Origin of the sequence: Pseudoduganella sp. LjRoot289 (assembly GCF_964252925.1) — a bacterium.
Lineage (GTDB): Bacteria > Pseudomonadota > Gammaproteobacteria > Burkholderiales > Burkholderiaceae_D > Rugamonas.
This window is the reverse complement of record NZ_CAXUPN020000001.1, coordinates 1,617,663-1,640,061: the sequence shown is the minus strand read 5'-3', so window position 1 is coordinate 1,640,061 and position 22,399 is coordinate 1,617,663. Positions and strand designations below refer to the sequence as shown.

Sequence of the window (22,399 nt, the reverse complement as noted above, 5' to 3'; positions counted from 1 at the left end):
GCTTATTTCTCCGGATGCAGGCCCTGGTCGGTCAGGCGCAACACGCGGTCGCAGCGGCGCGCCAGCTCGGGGTCGTGGGTAACGATGACGAAAGCCGTGCCCAGGGTGCGGGACAGCTCCAGCATCAGGTCGAAGATCTGTTCGGCCGTGCTGTGGTCCAGGTTCCCGGTCGGCTCGTCGGCCAGCACGCAGGCCGGCTGCGTCACCAGCGCGCGCGCCAGGGCGACACGCTGCCGTTCGCCGCCGGACAGTTCGCCCGGCACGTGCGTCACGCGCTTGGCCAGGTTCACGCGCGTCAGGATCTGCTGCGCCTGTTCCTGCGCCTGCGCGCGCTTCACGCGCCGTATCATCAGCGGCATGGCGACGTTGTCCAGCGCAGAGAATTCCGGCAGCAAGTGGTGGAACTGGTAGACGAAGCCGAGCGACTTGTTGCGCAGGTCGCCGCGTTCCGTCTCGCCCAGGTTGGCGAAGTCCTTGCCCAGCAGTGTCACGCTGCCGCTGCTGGGCGTATCGAGCCCGCCCAGCAAGTGCAGCAGCGTCGATTTGCCGGAGCCGGAGGCGCCGACGATGGCCACGCGTTCACCGCGCCGCACGTCGATATCGATCCCGTTCAGCACCTGCACGGAGTACGTGCCTTGTGTGAAAGTCTTGCCCAGGCCACGGCAGGACAGCACCACGGCATTCGTATCGATGTTGTTGACTGCGTCACTCATAGCGCAGCGCCTCCGCAGGTTTCACACGGGCAGCCCACCAGCTGGGGTAGATGGTGGCGAGGAAGGCCAGCACCACGGCCACCACGCCGATCTTGGTCACGTCCGGCCAGCGCATGTCCGAAGGCACGGTGCTGATGTAGTAGATATCCTTAGACAAGAACTGCACTCCCAAAGTTTGTTCAATAAACGGCACGATCACATCGATATTCAAGGCCACCAGCACGCCGCCCGCGACGCCAAGCAAGGCGCCCATGGTGCCCACCATGGCGCCCTGGATCACGAAAATCTTCATGATGGACTGCGGCGAGGCACCCAGCGTGCGCAGGATGGCGATGTCGGCCTGCTTGTCGGTCACCGTCATCACCAGCGTCGACACCAGGTTGAAGGCGGCCACCGCGACGATCAAGGCCAGGATGATGAACATCATGCGTTTCTCGGTCTGCACCGCCGCGAACCAGGTGGCGTTCAGCTTGGACCAGTCGCGCATCTCCAGCCCGGCTGGCATGATTTTCTTCAGTTCTTCCGCCACCTCCGGCGCGCGGTGCATGTCCGCCAGGCGCAGGCGCAAGCCGGCCGGGGCGGACAGGCGCAGCATCTTCTCAGCGTCGACGATATGGATGAAGGCCAAGCCCGCGTCGAATTCCGCGTGGCCGGCCTGGAAGATGCCGGTCACGGTGAAGGAACGCATGCGCGGCACGATGCCGGCCGGCGTCACGGTGCCCTGCGCCAGCGCCATGGTCACCTTGTCGCCCAGGTTGACCTGCAAGGCGCGCGCCAGGTCGATGCCCAGCACGATATTGAATTCGCCCTGGCGCAGCGCGTTGAAATCACCATACCTGGTGTGCTTGGCCACGTCGGAGACGTTGGGTTCCTGCTCGGGCAGCACGCCGCGCACGATGACAGGGCGCAGATTGTCGCCGCCGTGCTGCAGCATGGCCTGGGTTTCGACGAAGGGCGCGGCGCCCTTCACCGCCGGGTTCTTGAACGCGGCCTTGGCCTGCTCCTGCCAGTCCGGCATGCCGCCGCCCTGGGTGTCGAACACTTCGATGTGTGCCAGCACGGACAGCATGCGGCCGGTGACTTCCTTCTGGAAGCCGTTCATCACCGACAGCACGATGATCAACGCGGCCACGCCCAGCGCAATGCCGCCCATGGAAATGAGGGAGATGAAGGAGATGAAGCTGTTGCGGCTGCTGCGCTTGCCCGCGCGCGTATAGCGCAGGCCGACCAGCCACTCATATGGCAAATTCCAGGGTAGATTCTTAAGCATGCTGTGTGGTCTCATTCATAGCGTAGCGCGTCGGCAGGCTTCACGCGCGCGGCGCGCCAGCTCGGGTATAACGTGGCCACGAAAGCCAGCGCCACCGCCGTCGCGGCGATCACGCCGACGTCGGCCAGGCGCAGATCGGACGGCACGGCGCTGATGAAATAGATGTCCTTGGCCAGAAATTTCATGCCCAGCAGGCGTTCGATGGCTGGCACGATGACGTCCACATTCCACGCCAGCAGCACACCCAGCGCCACGCCCAGCGCGGTGCCCACCACGCCGACCAGCGCGCCCTGCACCATGAAGATCTGCATGACGGAGCGCGGCGAGGCGCCCAGCGTGCGCAAGATAGCGATATCGGCCTGTTTGTCGGTCACCGTCATCACCAGCGTCGCCACCAGGTTGAAGGCGGCGACCGCGATAATCAGCGTGAGGATGATGAACATCATGTTCTTCTGCGTCTGTACGGCGGCAAACCAGTTGGCGTTCTGCTTGGACCAGTCGCGAACCAGCAGCTCGCCCGGCATGGACATTTTCAGCTGGTGCGCCACCATGGGCGCACGCTGCACGTCGTCCACCTTCAGGCGCAAGCCAAACGGCACGTCCAGTTGCAGCAGCTCCATGCCGTCGCCCAGGTGGACGTAGGCCAGGCCCGAGTCGAATTCGTTGTGGCCCGCTTCGAAAATGCCGGCCACCGTGAAGTAGCGCATGCTGGGTACGCCGCCGCTCAGCACGTTGTCGCCGCGCGCGGCCAAGGCCATGGCAACCTTGCCGCCCACTTGCACGTCCAGCGCCTTGGCCAGGCCGACGCCCAGCACAATATTGAAGGCGCCCGGCTTGAGCGCATCCATGCTGCCCTGCTTCATCTGCTTGCCGATATCGGACACGGTGGCTTCGGCCTGCGGCATCACGCCGCGCACGACGGCCGGGCGCAGGTTGTCGCTGCCGTGCACCAGCATGGCCTGGGTCTCGACGAAGGGCGCCGCGCCCCTGACAGCCGGGTTCTTGAACGCCTCCTGCGCCGTGGCCTTCCAGTCGGCCAGGCCGCCGCCGCGCAGATCGTACATTTCAATATGGCCGAGCACCGACACCATGCGCTCCGTGACTTCCTTCTGGAAGCCGTTGTAGACCGACAGCACGACGATCAGCGCGGCCACGCCCAGGCCGATGCCGGCCATGGAAATCGCCGAGATGAACGACAGAAAACTATTGCGCCCGCTGCGCTTGCCGGCGCGGGTATAGCGCAGGCCGACCAGCCATTCGAAAGGCAGATTCTTGATGATGCTCATGGGCCTTGTATGTGGTGATGCCATAGGTGGAAAACGTCCGAGCCCGAAGTGTGCCATACAAATCACGTTTCGTGAGTGAAACACCGCACGCAGGCCGGCGGCTCCGGCCAACGCATCCCGCCGGACTGATACAATCCCGGTCTATGAATCAGCTTACCCTCGTCCTTCCCTTCTCGCTCACCCCTCCCGAACTCGCCACAGACCTGGCCCGCGCCATGCAGGTGCCGGCACTGGAAATGTTGCTTGAACGAAATTCCATGTTCACGCTGAGCGAAGACGACGGTGGAAACCGCCTGCTGCCGCACGAGACCTGGCTCTCGCGCACGCTGACGGCGGGCGCGTCCGATGCGGCGCCGTTCGCCGGGGCGGCCATGCGCGCGCTGGGGCTGCCGCAGCAGGAAGGCTACTGGTTCATCGTCCAGCCGGTGCACCTGCAACTGACGCGCACCCACATGGTGCTGGCCGATCCGCGCGATCTGCGCCTGGGCGAAGCCGATGCGCGCGCCCTGTTCGAGCTGGTCCAACCCTACTTCGACGAAGTGGGCAAGCCGCTGCTGTACGCGACGCCGGACATGTGGTTCGTCCGCGCCGACGACTGGAGCGAGCTGCGCACAGCGTCGCCAGACGCCGCCGCCGGCGACAACCTGGCCGACTGGATGCCCGAAGGCGCCGCCAAGCGCGAGTTCCGCAAGCTGCAGAACGAAGTGCAGATGCTATGGCACGAGCACCCGATCAACGAAGCGCGCCAGCAGCGCGGCCTGTCGCCGGTCAACTCCTTCTGGCTGTGGGCAGGCGCGCCTGCAGGGGCGGCCGTGCCTGGCGCGGCCCATGCCGCCGGTGCCGCCGGCCTGGAGCCGGCGACGCGAGCAGGGACCCTGACCGGATCGGACCGGCATCAGGCAGTTGCCGGCACTACGCTGGCCACCGCCAACTGCCCCGAATGGATGGCGCTGCTTGCCGAACCCGCGCTGCGCGCCGCCACCGCAGAGCAACTGCTCGCGCGTCCCGGCGACGCCACCGTCGTGCTGGGAGAACTGATCGCCGACGGCAAGGCAGGCGACTGGTCGCCATGGCTGGGGCATATGCAGCAGCTGGAACAGGACTGGTTTGCGCCGCTGCTGGCCGCGCTGAAGTCGGGCCGCCTCGGCAGCCTGAAAATGGTGCTGAGCAGCCGTCTGAAGCTGGCCGAAATTACCGTAACAAAAGGCGCGCTGCGCAAATTCTGGCGCAAGCCCTCACTGAGCAAATTATCGACATGACCCGTATCGCCACACGCTCCTGCCCGTTCCGCACCTCGGAAATGCTCCGCCAAGGCGGTATCCACCCTGTACTGGCGCGCCTGTTCGCATCGCGTGGCCTGACCGACGTGAAGGACCTGTCCAGCGAGCTCGCTGCGCTGATCGCGCCCGCCGGCCTGCTGCACATCGACGTCGCCGCCGTCTTCCTGGCCGACTCCATCGCCGCGCAAAAGCGCATGGTGATCGTGGCCGACTACGATTGCGACGGCGCCACCGCCTGCGCCGTCGCCATGCGCGGCCTGCGCGCCATGGGCGCCAATGTCGACTTCATCGTGCCCAACCGCTTCGAGTACGGCTACGGACTGACGCCGGAGATCGTCGCGCTGACCGCGCGCGAGAAGCAGCCGGACATCATCATCACCGTGGACAACGGCATCGCCAGCATCGACGGCGTGGCCGAGGCAAACCGGCGCGGCATCGAAGTCGTCGTCACCGACCACCACTTGCCGGCCGACGTGCTGCCCAACGCGCGCGTCATCGTCAACCCGAACCAGCCGGCCTGCGGCTTCCCCAGCAAAAACCTGGCAGGCGTGGGCGTGGTGTTCTATGTGCTGCTTGCGCTGCGCGCCGAACTGCGCCGCCGTGGCGTATTCGACGCCGCGACGCAGCCCAAGCTGGACAGCCTGCTGGACCTGGTGGCGCTGGGCACGGTGGCCGACGTCGTCAAGCTGGACCCGAACAACCGTATCCTGGTGGCGCAAGGCCTGAAGCGCATGCGCGCCGGCCGCATGCATCCGGGCGTGGCCGCCCTGTTCCGCGTGGCCGGACGCCAGGCGCGCACCGCCACGCCGTTCGACCTGGGCTTTGCGCTCGGCCCGCGCCTGAACGCGGCGGGACGGTTGGAGGATATGTCGCTCGGCATCGAATGCCTGTTGACGGACGACGAGGATCGCGCCTGGCAACTGGCGCAGCAGCTCAACGAAATCAACCTGAAACGCCGAGAGATCGAAGCCGAGATGCAGGATGCTGCCTTGCTGCACCTGGACCGCTTCGAACCAGCGGCCAGCAGCACCATCAGCGTGTTCGACGATACCTGGCACCAGGGCGTGATCGGCATCGTGGCATCGCGGCTGAAGGAGAAGTTCTTCCGGCCGACGATCACCTTCGCGCCGGCGGGCGACGGCTGGATCAAGGGCTCCGGACGTTCCATCCCCGGCTTCCATCTGCGCGACGCGCTGGACCTGGTGTCCAAGCGCGCGCCCAGCCTGATCGACAAATTCGGTGGCCACGCGATGGCCGCCGGCCTGAGCATCCGCGCCGACGCGTTCGACGCGTTCTCGGAGGCGTTCGAGGCAGTGGGCCGCGCCTGGTTGAGCGAACAGCAACTGGAACGCGTGATTGAAACCGACGGGCCGCTGGAGGACGCATACTACACGACGCAGTTCATCGAATTGATGGATGGGCAGGTATGGGGCCAGGGTTTCGCGCCGCCGGTCTTCTGCGACGAGTTCCGCGTGGTGAGCCAGCGCATACTGAAGGAGCGCCACCTCAAGCTGCTGCTGGAGAAAAACGGCGCCCGCTACGACGCCATCTGGTTCGGACACACTGATTCAATCGGCGAACGCGCGCGCGTGGCGTTCAGGCTGGACGCGAACGAGTACAACGGCACGACCAAAGTGCAGCTGATGGTGGAGCACGCCGAACCGGCGTGAGTACTGGACTGAAGAGTGCCACCGCATTACCGGTCTCTGCAAAGTCGCCTCAGACTAACGTTTGATCGTTATGGACCACGGCAACGGGGCGGATCCATTGCATAGTGCAGCACAAAATATTCACTATAAAGGACTGTTGTGCCTATGGGATAACCGATAGGCAGATTTGGACTGGCGCAGGTCGCTGGTGGTATCCAATTAAACTTGGCCTGCAGATAGCCCGACAGCAGGGATTCAACCTTGTCTAGCCACTCAAAAAAATCAAATAGAACTTCGCCCAATAGCCCGAAAAAATAAATTGCGGGCTCGTTGGCGCAGGGAGTGATAATAAACGCCTGAGCTAGCATAGACTGCTGCGGGGCTTGAGCCATGCCCTTATACAGAAATCCGTTTCATCGATAGGTCGAGACAGCGCGGATGGCCTCGGCTGCCATGCGCACTTTTCTGAGTCCGTTCCAAATTGCTTTGACGCCGGGTTCTCCATCGCCTTTGCGAGCTAGGAAGCCGCCGAATCCGGCAATCAGGCGCAGCACTTCGTTCAGGCGTGGTGATGCCGGCGGTGGTCCTTTGCTGCGCATGTACGCCGCCTGAATTTCTGCCCGGTCAAAGAATTGTGTAGCGTCCAGATCGGGGCAAGTACGGCCCAAGCGCATCAGATGCGCAACGCGCCAAGCCACGACGAGATACATGGCAATGGCGCGCTCCAGCCGGCCCGCCTGCGACAATTGAAGCGCTTCAATGCGGCAGGCGTTCTTGAGGATATCGAACAGCATTTCAATTTCCCAGCGTGCGCGATACCAGTCGATCAATTCGATGACCTCGTCCCGGCTGGTGGCCTGCCGGTTCGTCAGCAAGCGCCATTCGACCGGCTTGGCCCCCTTCGGCGCATCGATCTCGCGTGCCACGATGCAGGTCACGGCAACCCTGCCTTTGCCTGCGGGAAGTTCGATGCGCTGAGCCCATAGTTGCTGACGCACGGGCCTTGCCTTGACGCCGTGCCGGGAGGCCATCGTGAACGCGATCTCGCCCAGGACGGGGCCGGCCGTGGTGTGGTCCCACAGCTTGCCGCCGTCAGGCAGGCAGCGGTTGTGCGCCGCACGGATCAACCAATCAGCTGGCGCTCCCAACTCTTGAGCACGCCGCATCAGCGGCATCAAATCGGCTTCCCGATCGGCCAGATAGACCAGCCTGGTATGCGGGAAGTCGGCCGCCATCTCGGCAATGCGGTCGTAGCCCTCCACCCAGCGCAGGCTTTCCTTCGGACCACCCCGCTTGCCGGAGTCGTCCTTCTTGGTGCGCGCCCACATCCAGGCATCGAGCACGCCCAGCGCTTCGCGCGCCGGCGTCACGGCATAGGTAGGGTGCAAATACATGCCGCGTTGGGCCTCGTAGCTCAACGGCCCTAGCCCCTCGGTCTCCTGCCCGTTGAAATTCAATTCGGTCGTGTCTTGCAGGCACAGCATCACGGGGTGCTCCTGCATCCGGCGCCGCGTTTGCTCCCAGTGCGGTGCCATGATGTCGCGCCAATCGACCGCCTCGTTACCCAAGAAACGGTAGGCCGCCATCGTTTCGCCCCAGCCATGGCAGGCATCCGGGATACTGGCCACCGGATCGGCTGCAAATCGTTCCATCAACGTCCTCGCTCGCTTGTTGAGGCGCGCGTCGCCGAGATCCAACTGTGCAAATTCATTGGCCGCCCAGTGTGCTGATGCTATCGTCAACGCGTCACCTAAAAGGCGAGAGTAAACGCGAAATGGCGGTAGTTTACAAGGGGCGTTGCAAGTCCTTGAATGTAAACGGGTTTTCTGGGTGCGCTTCGGTCAGATCCGACTTATGTATAAGGGCATGGGCTTGAGCACCCTGGAACGAAATCAGTCCCTGCTTATGTACTAGTGGGCACCTCGAAATACCTGTCGTTCCCGCGCAGGCGGGAACCCATACTTCGCATGCTCAGAGGCGCAGCATGGATTCCCGCCTGCGCGGGAATGACAATTTAGCGGTTATTCGAGGTTCCCTAGTATTTAATGCCCAGCGTAAATACCGACAGCGCCATGCTCACCCGCATGGTTCACTTCAGGATTCGGCTTGCCAAAATGAAATCCACGGCGAGCTAGTGAATCGCCTTGCGGCGGGCGCCCAACAGGCCGACCGTATAGCCAGCTTCTTTCAAGAACCGTGTGGCCTTCGCATTCAGGATCAAAAGAGCGATGATGCCGACGTAAGGAATCCATATCAGCAGTAACCACTTTCCGCCACCACCGGTGGAGAAACCTTCCTTCTTCGTCTGCAGCGCGTCACCAAGGTTATATACTGCCCAAAAAGACAAGCCCACCCCGCACAGATAAATCAACCAGCCAAATTCTGGAATCACACCGCCCCCAATCTGCATCAACACCGCAATCATGAGGGCCTTCTGGGCGCGCGCGATATTCCATCCATACTCAGGATCTGTGGCGCAATCGTGCAGACCGTCGGGCGCCGCTTGCGGTGGAAGGTAGGGATTGTGGTCGGGCATGTCGAGCCTTCCTATAGGAAAAGCTAAGGATAGCATCTAGTTGACCGTAGGAAATACACACATTCTCACCAGCACCAAGCCAAGAAAACGCGGGCCACAGGTTCACGAAGTAGAAAACTCCGCGCCGACTTTCGGCTTGTCCATTAGCAGGATCCGAGATGACAGAACCGTACTGCGGCGCCGGTCCGATGCGGTTCTTTCTATTTACACGGCATCCGGGTTGATTCCACCTGCCTTTAAAATCCTGCGATTCACGACTATGCCCGGAATCGACGCAATAATCCATGCGACGATGAATGAAGAAAACGCCAGATCATCCAACGGCGCGCCCTGCAGCAAGCGGACAGCCAGCCCAGCCAGCGGCGGCGCCAACGCGAGCGACACTATCCCGTGAACGCAAGCGCGCGGACCTTGTTGCTAGTCCGCGAACGCACAGCAAGCGCCGCCACCCGCGACCGAGCCATCCACCGCTGAAAAACATAGGCCGCGAGGGTGTACGCAACGAAGAAGATGGCAAGGAGTAGCAGGCTCTTCGCAGGTAGACCGCAGAAAATCAGTCGTCGTCGTTCGGATCGAGGTCGGGGAACATCACCGAGGTGTAGCCGAATTTGCTGAAGTCGGTGATGCGCATCGGGTAGAGGATGCCGTGCAGGTGGTCGACTTCGTGCTGCACCACGCGCGCGTGGAAGCCGTCGGCGTCGCGCGCGATGGCAACGCCGTACTGGTCCACGCCTTCATAGTGCAGCTGCGTATAGCGCGCCACGCTGCCGCGCAGGCCGGGTACCGACAAACAGCCTTCGAAACCTTCTTCCTTCTCTTCCGAATTCGGCGTCAACACGGGATTGATGAGCACCGTCTCGGGGACCTGCGGCGCGTCCGGGTAGCGGGCGTTGTTCTTGAAACCGTAGATCACCAGCTGCAGGTTGACGCCGATCTGCGGCGCGGCCAAGCCGGCGCCGTTGGCGTGGTGCATGGTGTCGAACATGTCGACGATCAGTGCGTGCAGTTCCGGCGTATCGAATTCGGTCACCGGCTCCGCCACGCGCAGCAGGCGCGGGTCGCCCATCTTCAGGATTTCACGTACGGTCATTTCGGCCCCAGGTCGGTTTGCATCTGCTGCAGGTATTTGCGGAACTCTTCGCCCATTTCAGGGTGCTTCAGGCCCATGGCCGTGGTGGCCTTCAGGTAGCCCAGCTTCGAGCCGCAGTCGTAGCGGGTGCCGTCGTAGCGGTAGGCCAGCACACGCTCGGACTTCATCAGCGCGGCGATGCCGTCGGTCAGCTGGATTTCGCCGCCGGTACCGGCGCCCAGGTGTTCCAGATGGTCGAAGATGCGGCCGGACAGCACGTAGCGGCCCACCACGGCCAGCGTGGACGGCGCCAGTTCGGGGTCCGGTTTTTCGACGATGCCGGACACCAGCTCCAGCCTTTCCTGGTAGGGGCTGGCGCTGACGATGCCGTACTGGCGCGTGTTCGCGCGCGGCACGTCCTGCACCGCCAGGACGCTGGCGCGCTCGTAGGAATAGACTTCCGTCATTTGCGCCAGCACCGGCTTGGTGCCGTTGGCGGTATCCATGAAGTCGTCCGCCAGCAGCACGGCGAAGGGTTCGTTGCCTACCACAGGGCGGGCGCACAGCACCGCGTGGCCCAGTCCAAGCGGCTCGGATTGGCGGATGAAAATGCAGTTGATGTGCTTGGGGATGATGTTGCGCACCTGCTCCAGCAGCGCCATCTTCTGCGCCGCCTCCAGCTCGGCTTCGAGTTCGTAGGCCTTGTCGAAATGGTCTTCGATGGCGCGCTTGTTGCGGCCGGTGATGAAGATCATGTCCGTGATGCCGGCGGCAACCGCCTCCTCCACCGCGTACTGGATCAAGGGCTTGTCGACGATGGGCAGCATTTCCTTCGGCTGCGCCTTGGTGGCGGGCAGGAAGCGGCTGCCCAGGCCTGCGACAGGGAATACGGCTTTACGAATTAGCGTCATTGATTTTTCTCCAGAAGCGTCAACAGGGCTGCTTCATCCAAGATTGGAATTTCAAGTTCTTCCGCTTTGGCCAGTTTGCTGCCTGCCTCGGCGCCGGCAACCACATAGCCGGTCTTTTTCGATACCGATCCTACCACCTTGCCGCCGGCCGCTTCGATCATCGCCCCCGCCTGGTCACGGCTGAGGTTGGGCAGCGTACCGGTCAGCACGAAGGTCTTTCCGGCCAAGGCGCCCGCGCTTTCCACGACTTCCGGCAGTTGCGCCAGCAGTTCCTTGCGCAGTGCGTCCAGCGCCAGCAACTGCTCGCGGTTGCCAGGCTGCGCCATCCATTCCTCCAGCGCCGTGGCCACCGCCGCCGGCAGGCCGAAGACGGTGAACACGCCCAGGTGGGCCAGCACTTCGAGCGTGACGTCCTGCTCCACCAGCTGCTTGCAGCGCGGCTCCGTCATCTTCGGTATGCCCAGAGCGGCCATCAGCTTGACGGTGTCGAGCTTGTCGCGCAGCTTGGCGCTCGGCGCGTGCTCGCCCTGCGGCTGCACGCCGGCGGCCAGCAGCGCGTCGATAGCCTCCTGGTTTTTCGGCTCGGCGAAGAATTCGGCAATGGATACGGCCACGGTGCCGCCGATGTCGGGCAGTACGCGCAGCAAGGCCACCGGCGCGCGGCGTATCAGGTCGAAACGGCCCAGCCACTCGGCCAGCGTCTTGCCGGTCGATTCGCCGACGTGGCGGATGCCGAGCGCGAACAGCATGCGTTCCAAGGGCGGGTTCTTGCTGGCCGCTATGGCTTCCAGCAGATTGTCCGCCCACTTGGTGGCGATCTTGCCCTGCTGGACGGTTTCAGGGGTGGTGCCTTCGCGCTCATCGGCCAGCCGCTTCATCTTCAGCAAGTCGTCCAGCGTCAGCGTGTACAGGTCGGCCACGCGCTGCACCAGGTTGCATTCGACCAGGTTGTCGATGTAGCGGTCGCCCAGGCCTTCGATGTCCATCATGCGGCGGCCGGAAAAGTGGCGGATCGCTTCCTTGCGCTGGGCGCGGCAGAACAGGCCGCCGGAGCAGCGTGCGATCGCCTCGCCTTCTTCGCGCACCACGTGCGAGCCGCACACGGGGCAGATTTTCGGCAGCACGTAGCGCGGCGGTTCCGGCTGCGGGCGCTTTTCGAGCACCACGGCCAGCACTTCCGGTATCACGTCGCCGGCACGGCGCACGATGACGGTGTCGCCCACGCGCACGTCCTTGCGCTGTACCTCGCCTTCGTTGTGCAGCGTGGCGTTGGTGACGTTGACACCGCCGACGAACACCGGTTCCAGCCGCGCCACCGGCGTGATGGCGCCGGTGCGGCCCACCTGTACTTCGATGTCCTGCACGATGGTGGTGGCTTCCTCGGCCGGGAATTTATGCGCGATGGCGAAACGCGGCGCGCGCGAAACGAAGCCGAGCTGCCGCTGGTCTTCCAGGCGGTTGGCCTTGTACACCACGCCGTCGATCTCGTACGGCATGGTGGCGCGTTCGCCGCCTATCTTCCGGTAGTACTCCAGCAGTCCGGCGGCGCCGCGCACCACGGCGCGTTCCTTGGCCACAGGCAGGCCGAGTGCGCGATACCAGTCCAGCAGAGCGGAATGCGAAGGCGGCATCTCCGCGCCTTCCAGCGCACCGATGCCGTAGGCGAAGAAGCTCAGCGCGCGCTGTGCGGTGATACGCGAATCGAGCTGGCGCAAGCTGCCGGCGGCGGCATTGCGCGGATTGACGAATTCTTTCTGGCCCGCTTCGCGCTGGCGCGCATTCATCTTGGCGAAGTCGCTCTTGTACATCAGCACCTCGCCACGCACATCCAGCAGCGTGGGCACGCTGTCGCCGTGCAGGCGCAGCGGAATGCCCTTGATGGTGCGGATATTGGCGGTGACGTCCTCGCCCGTATAACCATCGCCACGGGTGGCGGCTTGCACGAACAGGCCGTTTTCGTAGCGCAGATTGATGGCCAGGCCGTCGAACTTCACCTCGGCGGCATACTCCACCTGCAGCACGTCCAGGCCTTCGCGCACGCGCCGGTCGAAGTTCTCCACGTCCTCGTCGCTGAAGCCGTTGTTCAGTGAGAGCATGGGCACCGTGTGCGTCACTTGCGCGAACTGCGGCAGCGGCGCGGCGCCGACCCGGAAGGTGGGCGAATCCGGCTTTTGCAGTTCGGGGTGTTCCACTTCGAGCTTTTGCAGCTCGATGTACAGCAGGTCGTATTCGGCGTCCGGTATCGTTGGCGCATCGAGCACGTGGTAGGCGTGCAGGTGGCGGTTCAATTCGGTCGTCAGCCAGGCCGCGCGTTCAACCTTGGCCTGGTAATCCTTGTCGCTCATTGCAAACCCTTAGCAAAACAGGCGCAGCGCGCGGGTTGAGCCGGCTGGAATGTCCGAAGACTCCATCTCGGTGTAGAACTCCTGCACCTGGCCGGCGATTTCGGCCAGGGCCTCGTCGGACAGCGGCTGGCTGTAGTCGTCGACGATGGTCGCGTCCAGGCGCGCCACCAGCGACTTGGCGCAGGCGATCATGGCGCCGAAGCCGTCGCGCGACGGGGCCACGCATGGCACGTCGAGCAGCAGCGTCAGGCGCGGCGTGGTTTCCTCGGCCAGCGTGACGTTGGTCGACAGCGTGAACAAATGGCCGCCCTCGCCGTCCGGCATCACGTAGCGCCCGTCCGGTCGCACGTCGAAGCCCTGCTTCTCCAGCGCGCCGAGCAGCGTGCTGATGGCCCACGGCGCGCCGTTGGTGTGCAGGTTCACGCCCAGCTGGGCATCGTGGCTGGACACGAAGCGGTGCAGGTTCTTCGCCTCCGCCATCACTTCCATCATGTCCGGAATGGCCGGCTCGGCGCCGATTTCGTCGGCCACCGCGCGCAGGCGCGTGACGAGTTCCGAATATTCCAGTTCGTTCAGCGCGGTGCTGCGGCTGGCCAGCTGCACGCCGCCCTGCAGCTCGGTGTACACGCCGCCGTGGACGATGGGTTCCCAGTCGCCGTTCACGTGCAGGCCGATGTAGTGCACCGGCTTGTTGCCGACCAGGCGCAGCGTCTGCAGCACCGGCAAGATCTTGTCTCCACGCACCGGCGCTTCCAGCGCCAGCGGCAGCAGGCAGTCGATCAGCGGATCGACCAGGCTGGTTGCCTGCTCGGCGGCCGGTGTCAGCGCGGCGGCGCCATGCGCGGCCGGGGCGGCAGGGCTGCCCGGCGCTTCACCGCCAGCGCCGCCATAAGCAGCGCCGCCGGCCGCGCCGCCGTCGTGTCCGCCGCCACCCGTGTGCGCGCGGGCATGGGGGGCAGCCGTGGCCGGGTCGCTGCCGTCGAGCGAGAAACTCGGCTCGTGCCGCGGCACGGCGGCCTCCTCGCCGGTGCGCATCAGCACATCGTCGTGGTCGGACGAGAAGGCGCGCTCGACGCTCTTCTTGGCCTTGTACTCCTGCCATTTGTTGTACGAGAAAACGCCGACGATGAAGACGCCGCCGGCTGCGATCAAACTCATTTGAAGGTCTGTCATGCTGCTTGTGCCTCGGAAGCGAAGTTGGCGGCGGCTTCCATATCCACCGCCACGATGCGCGATACGCCCTGCTCCTGCATCGTCACACCAATCAGTTGATGAGCCATCTCCATCGCAATCTTGTTATGCGAAATGAAGAGGAATTGGGTCTGGTCGGACATACGTTTCACCATGCGGACGAAACGTTCCGTGTTGGCGTCGTCCAGCGGTGCGTCGACTTCGTCGAGCAGGCAGAACGGCGCCGGGTTCAGGCGGAACATGGAGAACACCAGCGCGGTCGCGGTCAGCGCTTTTTCGCCGCCCGACAGCAAGTGGATGGTGGCGTTCTTCTTGCCCGGCGGCTGGGCCATGACTTGCACGCCGGAGTCCAGGATTTCATCGCCGGTCATGATCAGCTTGGCCTGGCCGCCGCCGAACAAAATCGGGAACAGCTCGGAGAAGTGGCCGTTGACGCGGTCGAATGTGTCCTGCAGCAGATCGCGCGTTTCCTTGTCGATGCGCGCGATCGCGTCTTCCAGCGTGTTGATCGCCTCGGTCAGGTCTGCGTTCTGCGCGTCGAGGAAGTTCTTGCGCTCGGACGCCTGCGCCAGCTCGTCCAGCGCCGCCAGGTTGACGGCGCCCAGCATGGAGATGGCGTTGTTCAGGCGCGTGACTTCGCCCTGCAGGTAGGATGCCTTCATGTCCGGATTCAGCTTCTCCGAAAGCGCCGCCTCGTCGGCCTGCGCCTCGGCCAGCTGCGCGGCGAACTGCTCCTGGTTCAGGCGCGCGGCCTGCTCCTTGAGCTGCAGTTCCATGATCCTGTCGCGCTGCGGCTGCAGGCTGCGCTCGTTGTTCATGCGCGCGTCCTCGAAGGTGCGCAGCTGCTGCGTGATCTGGTCCAGCTCGTGGCGCGCGTCCGACAGCGCGCGTTCCTGGTGGGTACGGCGGTCCAGCAGCTCCTGCAAGCCTTCGTTGGCGGTGCCCGCTTCCAGGCTTTCCAGCTCGCGCTGGCCGGCGTGCAAGCTCTCGGCCACTTGCGCCGCCTGCGTGGTGGCGGTGGCGATGCTGCGGCGCAGTTCGTCGATCTTGCTGCGCTGGGACTTTTCGGCGAATTCGGCTTCCTGCGCAGCGCGTTCCATGTCGCGCAGCGCCTGGCGCGCGTCGGCCAGCTTCTGTTCCTTTTGCATGAATTCGGTCTGGCCGTCCTCGTGCTCGCCCTGCAGATTGCCCAGCTCCATGTCCAGGTGCTCGAACTTCTCCTCGGACTCCATCTTGGCCTGCATCTGCTCCGCTTCCTGCGCGGCGATTTCGGCCAGGTCAGCGCCGATCTGCGTGCTGCGCTGGTTGAAGCGCGCTTCGATCTCGGACAGCTTCACCACTTCCAGCTGCAGCGTGTGCACCGACTGCGTCAGCGACTGCATCTTCTGGCGCAGTTCCGTCACGTTGCGCGTGTGCGCAGCCACGGCGGCGTCCGCGCGCACCGAGCGGGCGCGCGCCTCGTCGGCCAGCATGGTCTGCGCACGCAGTTGCTTGCCGATGTTGTCGATTTCCTGCTGGCGGCCCAGCATGCCGTCCTGCTCCGCGTCTGCCGCGTAGAAGCGCACGCTCGACTGGGTGACGACGTGGCCCTGCGCCGTGACGAAGTAGCCGCCCGCAGGCAAGTTGCCGCGCGCCTTGAAGGCCGCGTCCGCGTCGTCGGCGATGAAGACGTTGTGCAGCCAGTCCTGCAGCACGGCGCGCAGGCCGGGGTCGTTCAGCTTCAGCAGCGAGATGAAGGGCTTCAGCCCGGCTCGCTCTTGCGTGTACTCATGCTGTACCGGCGCCGCGCCGGCGCCCGGCGCGAACAGCGCCAGCTTGGCCGGCGGCGCGTCGTTGAAGAAATGCTTGGCCCATTCGATATTGGACACCTGCAGCGCCGACGTGCGCTCGCGCAGGATCGCTTCCATCGCGGTTTCCCAGCCGGCTTCGATCTGCAGTTTTTGCCACAGGCGCGGCAATGCGTCCAGTTCGTGCTTCTGCAGCCACGGCGTGACCTTGCCCTGCGTCTGCACCCGCTCCTGCAACTGGCGCAGCGCGTTCAAGCGCGCTTCGAGCTGCGCGTTCGCGGCAGACTCGGCGTTCACTTGCAACTGGGCCTCCTGGCGCTCAGCCTCCAGCTTGGGCTGCAGCTCCAGCGCCTCTTCCAGGTGGTAGCTCTGCTCTTCCAGCGTCTGCTGTTTCTCCTCCAGCTGCATCTTCAGGTTGGACAAATGGCTGGAATCGGGCAGGCTGAGGCCGTTCTTTTCCTGCTGCAGGCGCTCGCGCCGCACGGCCAGGCCGTTCAGGATGTTGCTGGCGTTGCGCTGGTGCGCCGATTCGAGTTCCAGCTGCTGCTGCGCCTGCATGATGCGGGCGCGCGATTCGCTGCTCTTGTGCTGCGCGGCACGCCACGCGGCTTCCAGTACCGGCAGCGACTCCGACTTCTGCTCGGCCATCATGCGCGCCTGTTCGACCTTGGCGGCCAGCTCTTCGAGGTTGAATTCGGCCTCTTCGATCTGCTCCGAGAACTCGGCGGCCTGGTTCTGCCATTGGTCGCGCTGCGCGGCCAGCGTGCCCAGCTGGTTCTGCAAGCGGGTGCGCGACTCGATGACGAATTTGATCTGCGCCTCCAGGCTGCCGATCTCGGAATTGGTCTGGTACAAGTGCCCTTGCGCCGTGTGCAGGCGGTCGCCGCAGGAAAAGTGCGACTGGCGCATCTGCTCCAGGCTCAGCTCCACGTTGCGCAGCTTGGCGGTCTGCTCTTCCAGGTCGGTCTGGGCCTGCTCCACTTCGCGGAAGTATCTGGTCTGCTCGTACTGCGCCTCGTTCTTGCGCAGCAGCCACAGCAGCTTCTGCTTCTCGTCCTGGTCCGATTGCAGCTGGTGGAAGCGGTGCGCGACGGCAGCCTGCGCCTCCAGCTTTTCCAGGTTGGCGTTCAGTTCGCGCAGGATGTCTTCCACCCGCAGCAGGTTCTCGCGCGTATCATGCAGGCGGTTTTCCGTTTCGCGGCGGCGTTCCTTGTACTTCGACACGCCGGCCGCCTCTTCCAGGAACACGCGCAGCTCTTCCGGGCGCGACTCGATGATGCGCGAGATCATGCCCTGGCCGATGATGGCGTAGGCGCGCGGGCCGAGGCCGGTGCCGAGGAAGATGTCCTGGATGTCGCGCCGGCGCACCGGCTGGCCGTTGATGTAATAGGTGGAGGTGCCGTCGCGCGTCAGCGTGCGCTTGACCGCAATCTCGGCGTACTGGCCCCACTGGCCGGAAGCCTTGCCGTCATTGTTGTCGAACACCAGCTCGACCGAGGCGCGGCCAGCCGGTTTGCGGTCCGTCGAGCCGTTGAAAATGACGTCCTGCATGGACTCGCCGCGCAGTTCCGACGCTTTCGATTCGCCCAGCACCCATCGTACGGCATCGATAATGTTCGATTTGCCGCAACCGTTGGGACCCACCACGCCTACCAATTGACCCGGCACCTGGAAATTGGTGGGATCGACGAAAGACTTAAATCCCGACAATTTGATGGAAGATAGACGCACGTTTTAGGACGAATTGAATTGCCACAATGAAAAGTGGCTTATCATACCATTTCGACGCCCGATTCAGGCCAAAAACGCGCGCGCTGCGGGGCGAGGCTCGCCTCTAGAGCATGCGGGTTCGGCGTTGGAGTCCGGTTTACCCAAGGTCTTATTTTTATCGCTCCGATGAGGTTTTTGCATGACAGTAAAAGTACTGGGTACAGAAAGATCGGTGCTATTCGTCTGCATGGGCAATATCTGCCGCTCGCCGACCGCCGAGGGCGTGTCCCGCCAGCGCGCCGAGGCGGCTGGCCTGGCCTTGGAGATAGATTCGGCGGGCACGCATGCCTGCCACGTCGGCGCCCCGCCGGACGCGCGCTCGGCGCGCCATGCGGCGCTGCGCGGCTACGACTTGAGCGCCCAGCGCGCGCGGCAGGTCGCAGCGAGCGACTTCGAACGCTACGACCACCTGCTGGCGATGGATCACGACAACCTGAAGCTGCTGCAGGCGGCCTGTCCGCCGCAGCACCGCCACAAACTGGCCCTGTTCATGCAATACGCCACCCGCTCCGATTCGGACGTGGTGCCGGACCCGTACTACGGCGGCGCCAATGGCTTCGACCAGGTATTGGATTACATCGAGGATGCGTCGGACGGCTTGATCGCCGCCCTGCGGGAAAAATAGACCAGTTCAGGCGGCGACGCCAGCCGGCAGGTCGACGCTGGCGTCGTTGACGGCCAGGCCGCCCATGGCTTCGGACAGCGCGCGTGCGACCAGTCCTTCGGTGCGCACGGCGCGCACCCTGCGTTGGCGGAATTGCTGCACCAGCGCGTCGCCGGACAGCGAGAACGCTTCCTGCCGCGCACTGGTCGAGAAGATGTAGAGCGTGCGCAGCGGGCTGATCCAGGCGAGCTTGACCTTGCGCACGCTGCCGTCGGCCTGGTCGAACTCCAGCCACATGCCGCGCGCCAGGCCGTCCGCTTCGATGGTGGCGTCGTCGTCCAGCGGCAACTGCGGTTCGGGCTCGGCCTTGGCGGCGCCCGCGGCGGCCTTCGCTTCCAGTTCCAGACGCCGCTCGGCGGCCTTCTGCGCCACTTCCATCGCGATCTCCAGCTGGCGCTCGGGCGACAGCTCCAGCGGTGCGCGCACGATGGAGGCGTGGCACTCGGCCAGTTCGGCGAAGAACTGCAGGCGGTCGGCGTCCTGCCATTTGATGATGTCGAGCCACTTGTTCAAGGTCGAGAGCAGCTTGGGCAGCTTGGAGATCAGCTGCTTGCGCTCGTCGGGGGTGATCTTGGGCTTGACGCTCCAGATCAGGTCGTCCATGGTCTGGGTCGCGTTCTTGACGGCGCCAGGCTTGTCGTCCTCGACGCCGTAAGCGATGGTCAGCACCGAGACCCAGCGGTTTTCCAGGAAGGTCTCGACCATGGCGATCACCTCGCCGGTGCCGATGCGCAGCGCTACAGCCCCTTGCGCGGCCTTGGCGGCGACCGCCATCTTTTCCTGTTTCAGCGCGGCGGCGATCGGTTCGGCGATGGCGGCGGCCGATGCGGCCTCCTCGGCCTTGATCGACGCTTCCAGCTCGGTGACGGCTTCGCTGAAGACCGACATTTCCATCTCGTGATCGCGGCCGACGCGCTCGACGCTGCGCTGCATGGCCTGGAACAGCGGATCGTCCGGGCTCTTGCGCTGCTCCCAGCCCATGCGCGACAGCATGTCGATCAGGCGCCGCGCCGGGTGCGTATCCTGGAAGAAGAAATCCTTGTCGACCAAGGCCGCTTTCAGCACCGGGATTTGCAGGAAGCGGAACAGGTCGCGGATTTCCGGCGAAATATTCTGGTCGCGGAACACGGTGTCGAACACGGCCGACAACAAATCGATGGTGCTCTCGTCGGCGCGCGTCAGGCTGCCTTCCGGCGCGTTCTTCTTGATGTTGGGCAGATAAAAGACGTTGGGCGCCGCGCCGTCCGCACCGGAAGCGCCGGCGTTGGGCGCCGCACCCAGGCCGGCCATGCCGCCCGCGCCAGCCGCATTGGCTGCCGCGTTCAGCAGGCCGAGCAGGCCTTGTCCGCCGCCTGCCTGGCCGCCCTGGCCGCCCTGCCCGCCCTGGCCTGCCGCGCCGCCGTGGGCGCCAAAGCCGCTCGCGCCCGCCATCATCATCGGCATGCCGCCGGGAACTGCGAAACCTGCGGCCGGTACGGCCATCATGCCTTGGGCCGGCACGAAGCCGCCGAAGGGCACGCTCTGTCCGCCGCCGAAGGCAGCAACGCCCGCACTGCCTGCAGCGCCCGCGTCTGCCACACCTGCCGCACCTACCGGCGTCCCCGCGCCCCCCGCAGCCGCAGCGCCCCAGCCACCCGGCACGCCGACAACAAAACCACCGCCGGGCATGGCACTGGCAAGGCCGCCGGCGGGCATGAAGCCGGCCGCGAACGGGGCCTGCATCTGCGCCGTGGCGCCGCCGCCCTGCCCGCCCGCCATCATGAATCCGGCAGGCGGCATGCCGCTCTGCTGCATCTGCGCCAGGTAGTTGAACAAAGGCTGTTTGGACGCGCTCTGCGCCGCCCGCTGCGCCGCCTCGTTCGGCCGGCCCTGCGGACTTTGCGCCGCGCCTTGCGCCCAAGCGCCGGCCTTCAGGTTGGCGATGTCGGGCAGATCGGGGATCATCAGGTCAGGATCGATGGCCGGGTCCTGCGTGGCCGAAAAAAACTGGCGCAGTTGCTGGGCCAGTTCGGCCTGCTGTTTGCGCTTGCGCGCCGGACTGGCGCTGCTGGCGTCGTGCGTGTCGGCCTTGCGCGCCTTGTAACCGTCCACCGAGCCCGGCAGTACGCCCTTGCGCTGCAAGGTCAGGCTGAGTTCCTCCAGCATGCTCGACAGTTCCATGAACATGCCGGGTTTGAGCAGCGCCAGCAGTAGATTGGCCGCCTCTTCGTCCGGGTTGAACTCCAGCCAGGCTTGCTGCAGCGCGTCCAGGAAGACTTCGGGCCGGAAGGGATTCTGGTTCACACGCAGGATTTCGCGGTCCAGCAGGAAGGCCAGCCGCACGTTCAGCGTCGCCAAGGCATCGGAATACTGCACCTCGAAGGGCTTGCATATGCCGCCCAGCGTCACCTTGCTGTCCATTTCCTCGAACGGCACCAGCGACAAGGGCTGGTCGGCGACGCGCACCTTCACCTTCTGGCCGGGCGCCAGTTCGGCGATCTCGCGGCGCAGCGCGCGCTCCAGCTCCTTCATGACGAGATTCAGGTAACGATAGTGGTCATTGCGCAACAGATTGCCGGCGCGGATGCGCGCCTGGAGTTCGCGCACGTCGGCAACTACATCGACCACGTCCACCAAGGCCCCCGCAACACGGGTGGTGAAATCCAGAAACTGGTCGTTGACGTGCCGCTTGACGATCTCGATCAGATTCTCCAGCAGCGCATGCCGCGGCGTCACCGCTTTTTTTGGCGTTGCTGTAGTTGTCGGATCTGAAAGCATGGTCTAACCTGAGTGGGATGGGCTGCTGCGGCGGGCCGGTCCGTGCATCAAAAACAGCCGCGATACCACATTCTTGCACATTCTTGCCACAAGGCAATAGCCCGCAGGAAACAATTGGTGGTTTTGTTTGATTTTTTTCTCACTGCGTAAAGGACAGCGACATGAAATCGAAGCAAAGAAGCGACCGGCAACATGATAGTGACGCCAACAGCGCCAGCCGTCAATCGGGTACGCCGGGATCATCGTCGGTGGGCCGCGCCGACATCCAGGGCGGGGCCATCGACCGCAAAGAGGACGGGCGCCGCTCGCGCAGCGAGGAAGCGCGCAGCGACGTCAGCCGTACCCCGAGCCGCAGCGGGTCGCGCAACCGTTGATAGGGAACCTCGAATAACCGCTAAATTGTCATTCCCGCGCAGGCGGGAATCCATGCTACTCCTCTGAGCATGCGAAGTATGGGTTCCCGCCTGCGCGGCGGTCCGCCGATGCGGAACGACAGGTATTTCGAGGTGCCCGATAGTTCGGCGTTTTCGGAGTTTTCGTTTACGCAACAGGCCGCCCGTGACGCAGGTCCCGGGCGGCCTTTCCTTGCCGAATTCAGATGTTGGTGATGCGGCGGCCTGGCGGCGGGATGAAGTCGGCCACTTTGCTGATCATGTTGACGGACACCGCCTCCGACGCGGTCAGGTGCAGGTCGGAATAGGCGTGGATGCGCCAGTGCTCTTCGCTGAAGCGCACATGGGTGCGCAGGATTTCCTCGGTGCGGGCGTCGTCGGCCTGCAGGCCCTCGACGATGATGCGCAGCGCCTCCGGCCGCGCACCGGACGGCGCGCTGGCGTGCGATTTATGCACCATGAAGCGCGCGGTCTTGCTGGCGTATCGCTTGTGGCCGGCCAGATAGACGATCACCGCGATGGAGGCCACCGCGCCCGCGTTGTACATGTGGAAGCGGATCGGCAGGTTGCTGATGTAGTTGTACAGGCAGATGCCGTCGCTGACGTAGCCGCCGTTCGACTGCAGCAGCACGTGCGCATCGGTGACCATATCTTCGCTCATGTCGGCCGCCGCTTCGAACAGGCGGTGCACCATGTCGCTGTTGACGTCGCCCGACAGCGTGAACCAGGCGTGCCCCTGCAGTTTGTCCTCGTCTTCCATGAATGTGCCCTCACTTTTA

Annotated in this window: 17 protein-coding genes; 4 read left to right on the top strand and 13 right to left on the bottom strand. The window is 64.4% G+C overall.

Annotation, left to right across the window (positions count from 1 at the left end; all coding sequences use genetic code 11):
* Positions 1 to 2: 2 nt before the first annotated feature.
* The 3 genes from lolD to ACSQ8Y_RS07145 are packed head-to-tail and all read right to left on the bottom strand — an operon-like array spanning position 3 to position 3,269.
* A complete protein-coding gene (gene lolD, locus ACSQ8Y_RS07155; protein WP_436265756.1) occupies positions 3 to 713 on the bottom strand; it encodes a lipoprotein-releasing ABC transporter ATP-binding protein LolD in 711 nt (236 codons plus the stop codon).
* Complete coding sequence (locus ACSQ8Y_RS07150) at positions 706 to 1,983, bottom strand: lipoprotein-releasing ABC transporter permease subunit (protein ID WP_436265755.1); 1,278 nt, start codon at positions 1,981 to 1,983, stop codon at positions 706 to 708. The genes lolD and ACSQ8Y_RS07150 overlap by 8 nt, the downstream gene beginning before the upstream one ends.
* 11 nt (positions 1,984 to 1,994) lie before the next feature.
* A complete protein-coding gene (locus tag ACSQ8Y_RS07145; RefSeq protein WP_436265754.1) occupies positions 1,995 to 3,269 on the bottom strand; it encodes a lipoprotein-releasing ABC transporter permease subunit in 1,275 nt (424 codons plus the stop codon).
* Positions 3,270 to 3,412: 143 nt separating this feature from the next.
* Here ACSQ8Y_RS07145 and ACSQ8Y_RS07140 point away from each other — a divergent pair, with 143 nt between their 5' ends.
* Complete coding sequence (locus ACSQ8Y_RS07140) at positions 3,413 to 4,528, top strand: hypothetical protein (RefSeq protein ID WP_436265753.1); 1,116 nt, start codon at positions 3,413 to 3,415, stop codon at positions 4,526 to 4,528.
* Positions 4,525 to 6,219, top strand: a complete 1,695-nt coding sequence (recJ, locus tag ACSQ8Y_RS07135) for a single-stranded-DNA-specific exonuclease RecJ (RefSeq protein WP_436265752.1) — start codon at positions 4,525 to 4,527, stop codon at positions 6,217 to 6,219. Before ACSQ8Y_RS07140 ends, recJ begins: the two co-directional genes overlap by 4 nt.
* A 68-nt stretch (positions 6,220 to 6,287) precedes the next feature.
* On the opposite strand, the gene ACSQ8Y_RS07130 is transcribed toward recJ, so the two are convergent.
* The 8 genes from ACSQ8Y_RS07130 to smc all read right to left on the bottom strand — a co-directional run bounded on the left by ACSQ8Y_RS07130 (position 6,288) and on the right by smc (position 17,768).
* Positions 6,288 to 6,590: a hypothetical protein gene (locus ACSQ8Y_RS07130; RefSeq protein ID WP_436265751.1), complete on the bottom strand. Its 303-nt coding sequence runs from the start codon at positions 6,588 to 6,590 to the stop codon at positions 6,288 to 6,290.
* 21 nt (positions 6,591 to 6,611) lie between these two features.
* Positions 6,612 to 7,940, bottom strand: a complete 1,329-nt coding sequence (locus tag ACSQ8Y_RS07125) for an IS4 family transposase (protein ID WP_436264815.1) — start codon at positions 7,938 to 7,940, stop codon at positions 6,612 to 6,614.
* A gap of 389 nt (positions 7,941 to 8,329) precedes the next feature.
* Positions 8,330 to 8,734, bottom strand: a complete 405-nt coding sequence (locus tag ACSQ8Y_RS07120; protein ID WP_436265750.1) for a hypothetical protein — start codon at positions 8,732 to 8,734, stop codon at positions 8,330 to 8,332.
* A 553-nt stretch (positions 8,735 to 9,287) separates the two neighbouring features.
* Entirely contained in the window at positions 9,288 to 9,824 is a 537-nt protein-coding gene (gene def, locus ACSQ8Y_RS07115; RefSeq protein WP_436265749.1) for a peptide deformylase, read from the bottom strand.
* On the bottom strand, positions 9,821 to 10,714 hold the full coding sequence (gene galU / locus ACSQ8Y_RS07110) for a UTP--glucose-1-phosphate uridylyltransferase GalU (protein WP_436265748.1): 894 nt from the start codon (positions 10,712 to 10,714) through the stop codon (positions 9,821 to 9,823). The genes def and galU overlap by 4 nt, the downstream gene beginning before the upstream one ends.
* A complete protein-coding gene (gene ligA, locus ACSQ8Y_RS07105) occupies positions 10,711 to 13,059 on the bottom strand; it encodes an NAD-dependent DNA ligase LigA (protein WP_436265747.1) in 2,349 nt (782 codons plus the stop codon). Before ligA ends, galU begins: the two co-directional genes overlap by 4 nt.
* A gap of 9 nt (positions 13,060 to 13,068) precedes the next feature.
* The gene (locus ACSQ8Y_RS07100; RefSeq protein WP_436265746.1) at positions 13,069 to 14,232 is read right to left on the bottom strand and encodes a cell division protein ZipA C-terminal FtsZ-binding domain-containing protein; all 1,164 of its coding nucleotides are present in this window, start codon (positions 14,230 to 14,232) and stop codon (positions 13,069 to 13,071) included.
* Positions 14,229 to 17,768 carry a chromosome segregation protein SMC gene (gene smc / locus ACSQ8Y_RS07095; RefSeq protein ID WP_436265745.1) on the bottom strand — a complete coding sequence of 1,180 codons (3,540 nt, stop codon included), beginning with the start codon at positions 17,766 to 17,768 and terminating at the stop codon, positions 14,229 to 14,231. Before smc ends, ACSQ8Y_RS07100 begins: the two co-directional genes overlap by 4 nt.
* Positions 17,769 to 17,946: 178 nt before the next feature.
* Here smc and ACSQ8Y_RS07090 point away from each other — a divergent pair, with 178 nt between their 5' ends.
* Positions 17,947 to 18,432 (top strand): low molecular weight protein-tyrosine-phosphatase, encoded by a 486-nt coding sequence (locus ACSQ8Y_RS07090; protein ID WP_436265744.1) that lies wholly within the window; start codon positions 17,947 to 17,949, stop codon positions 18,430 to 18,432.
* A 6-nt stretch (positions 18,433 to 18,438) separates the two neighbouring features.
* On the opposite strand, the gene ACSQ8Y_RS07085 is transcribed toward ACSQ8Y_RS07090, so the two are convergent.
* Complete coding sequence (locus tag ACSQ8Y_RS07085; RefSeq protein ID WP_436265743.1) at positions 18,439 to 21,186, bottom strand: DUF1631 family protein; 2,748 nt, start codon at positions 21,184 to 21,186, stop codon at positions 18,439 to 18,441.
* A gap of 203 nt (positions 21,187 to 21,389) precedes the next feature.
* On the opposite strand from ACSQ8Y_RS07085, the gene ACSQ8Y_RS07080 reads away from it, so the two are divergent.
* Positions 21,390 to 21,602: a hypothetical protein gene (locus tag ACSQ8Y_RS07080; RefSeq protein WP_436265742.1), complete on the top strand. Its 213-nt coding sequence runs from the start codon at positions 21,390 to 21,392 to the stop codon at positions 21,600 to 21,602.
* A 220-nt stretch (positions 21,603 to 21,822) separates the two neighbouring features.
* Here ACSQ8Y_RS07080 and ACSQ8Y_RS07075 read toward each other — a convergent pair whose 3' ends face one another.
* The gene (locus ACSQ8Y_RS07075; RefSeq protein WP_436265741.1) at positions 21,823 to 22,380 is read right to left on the bottom strand and encodes an ATP-dependent Clp protease proteolytic subunit; all 558 of its coding nucleotides are present in this window, start codon (positions 22,378 to 22,380) and stop codon (positions 21,823 to 21,825) included.
* Positions 22,381 to 22,399: the final 19 nt, after the last annotated feature.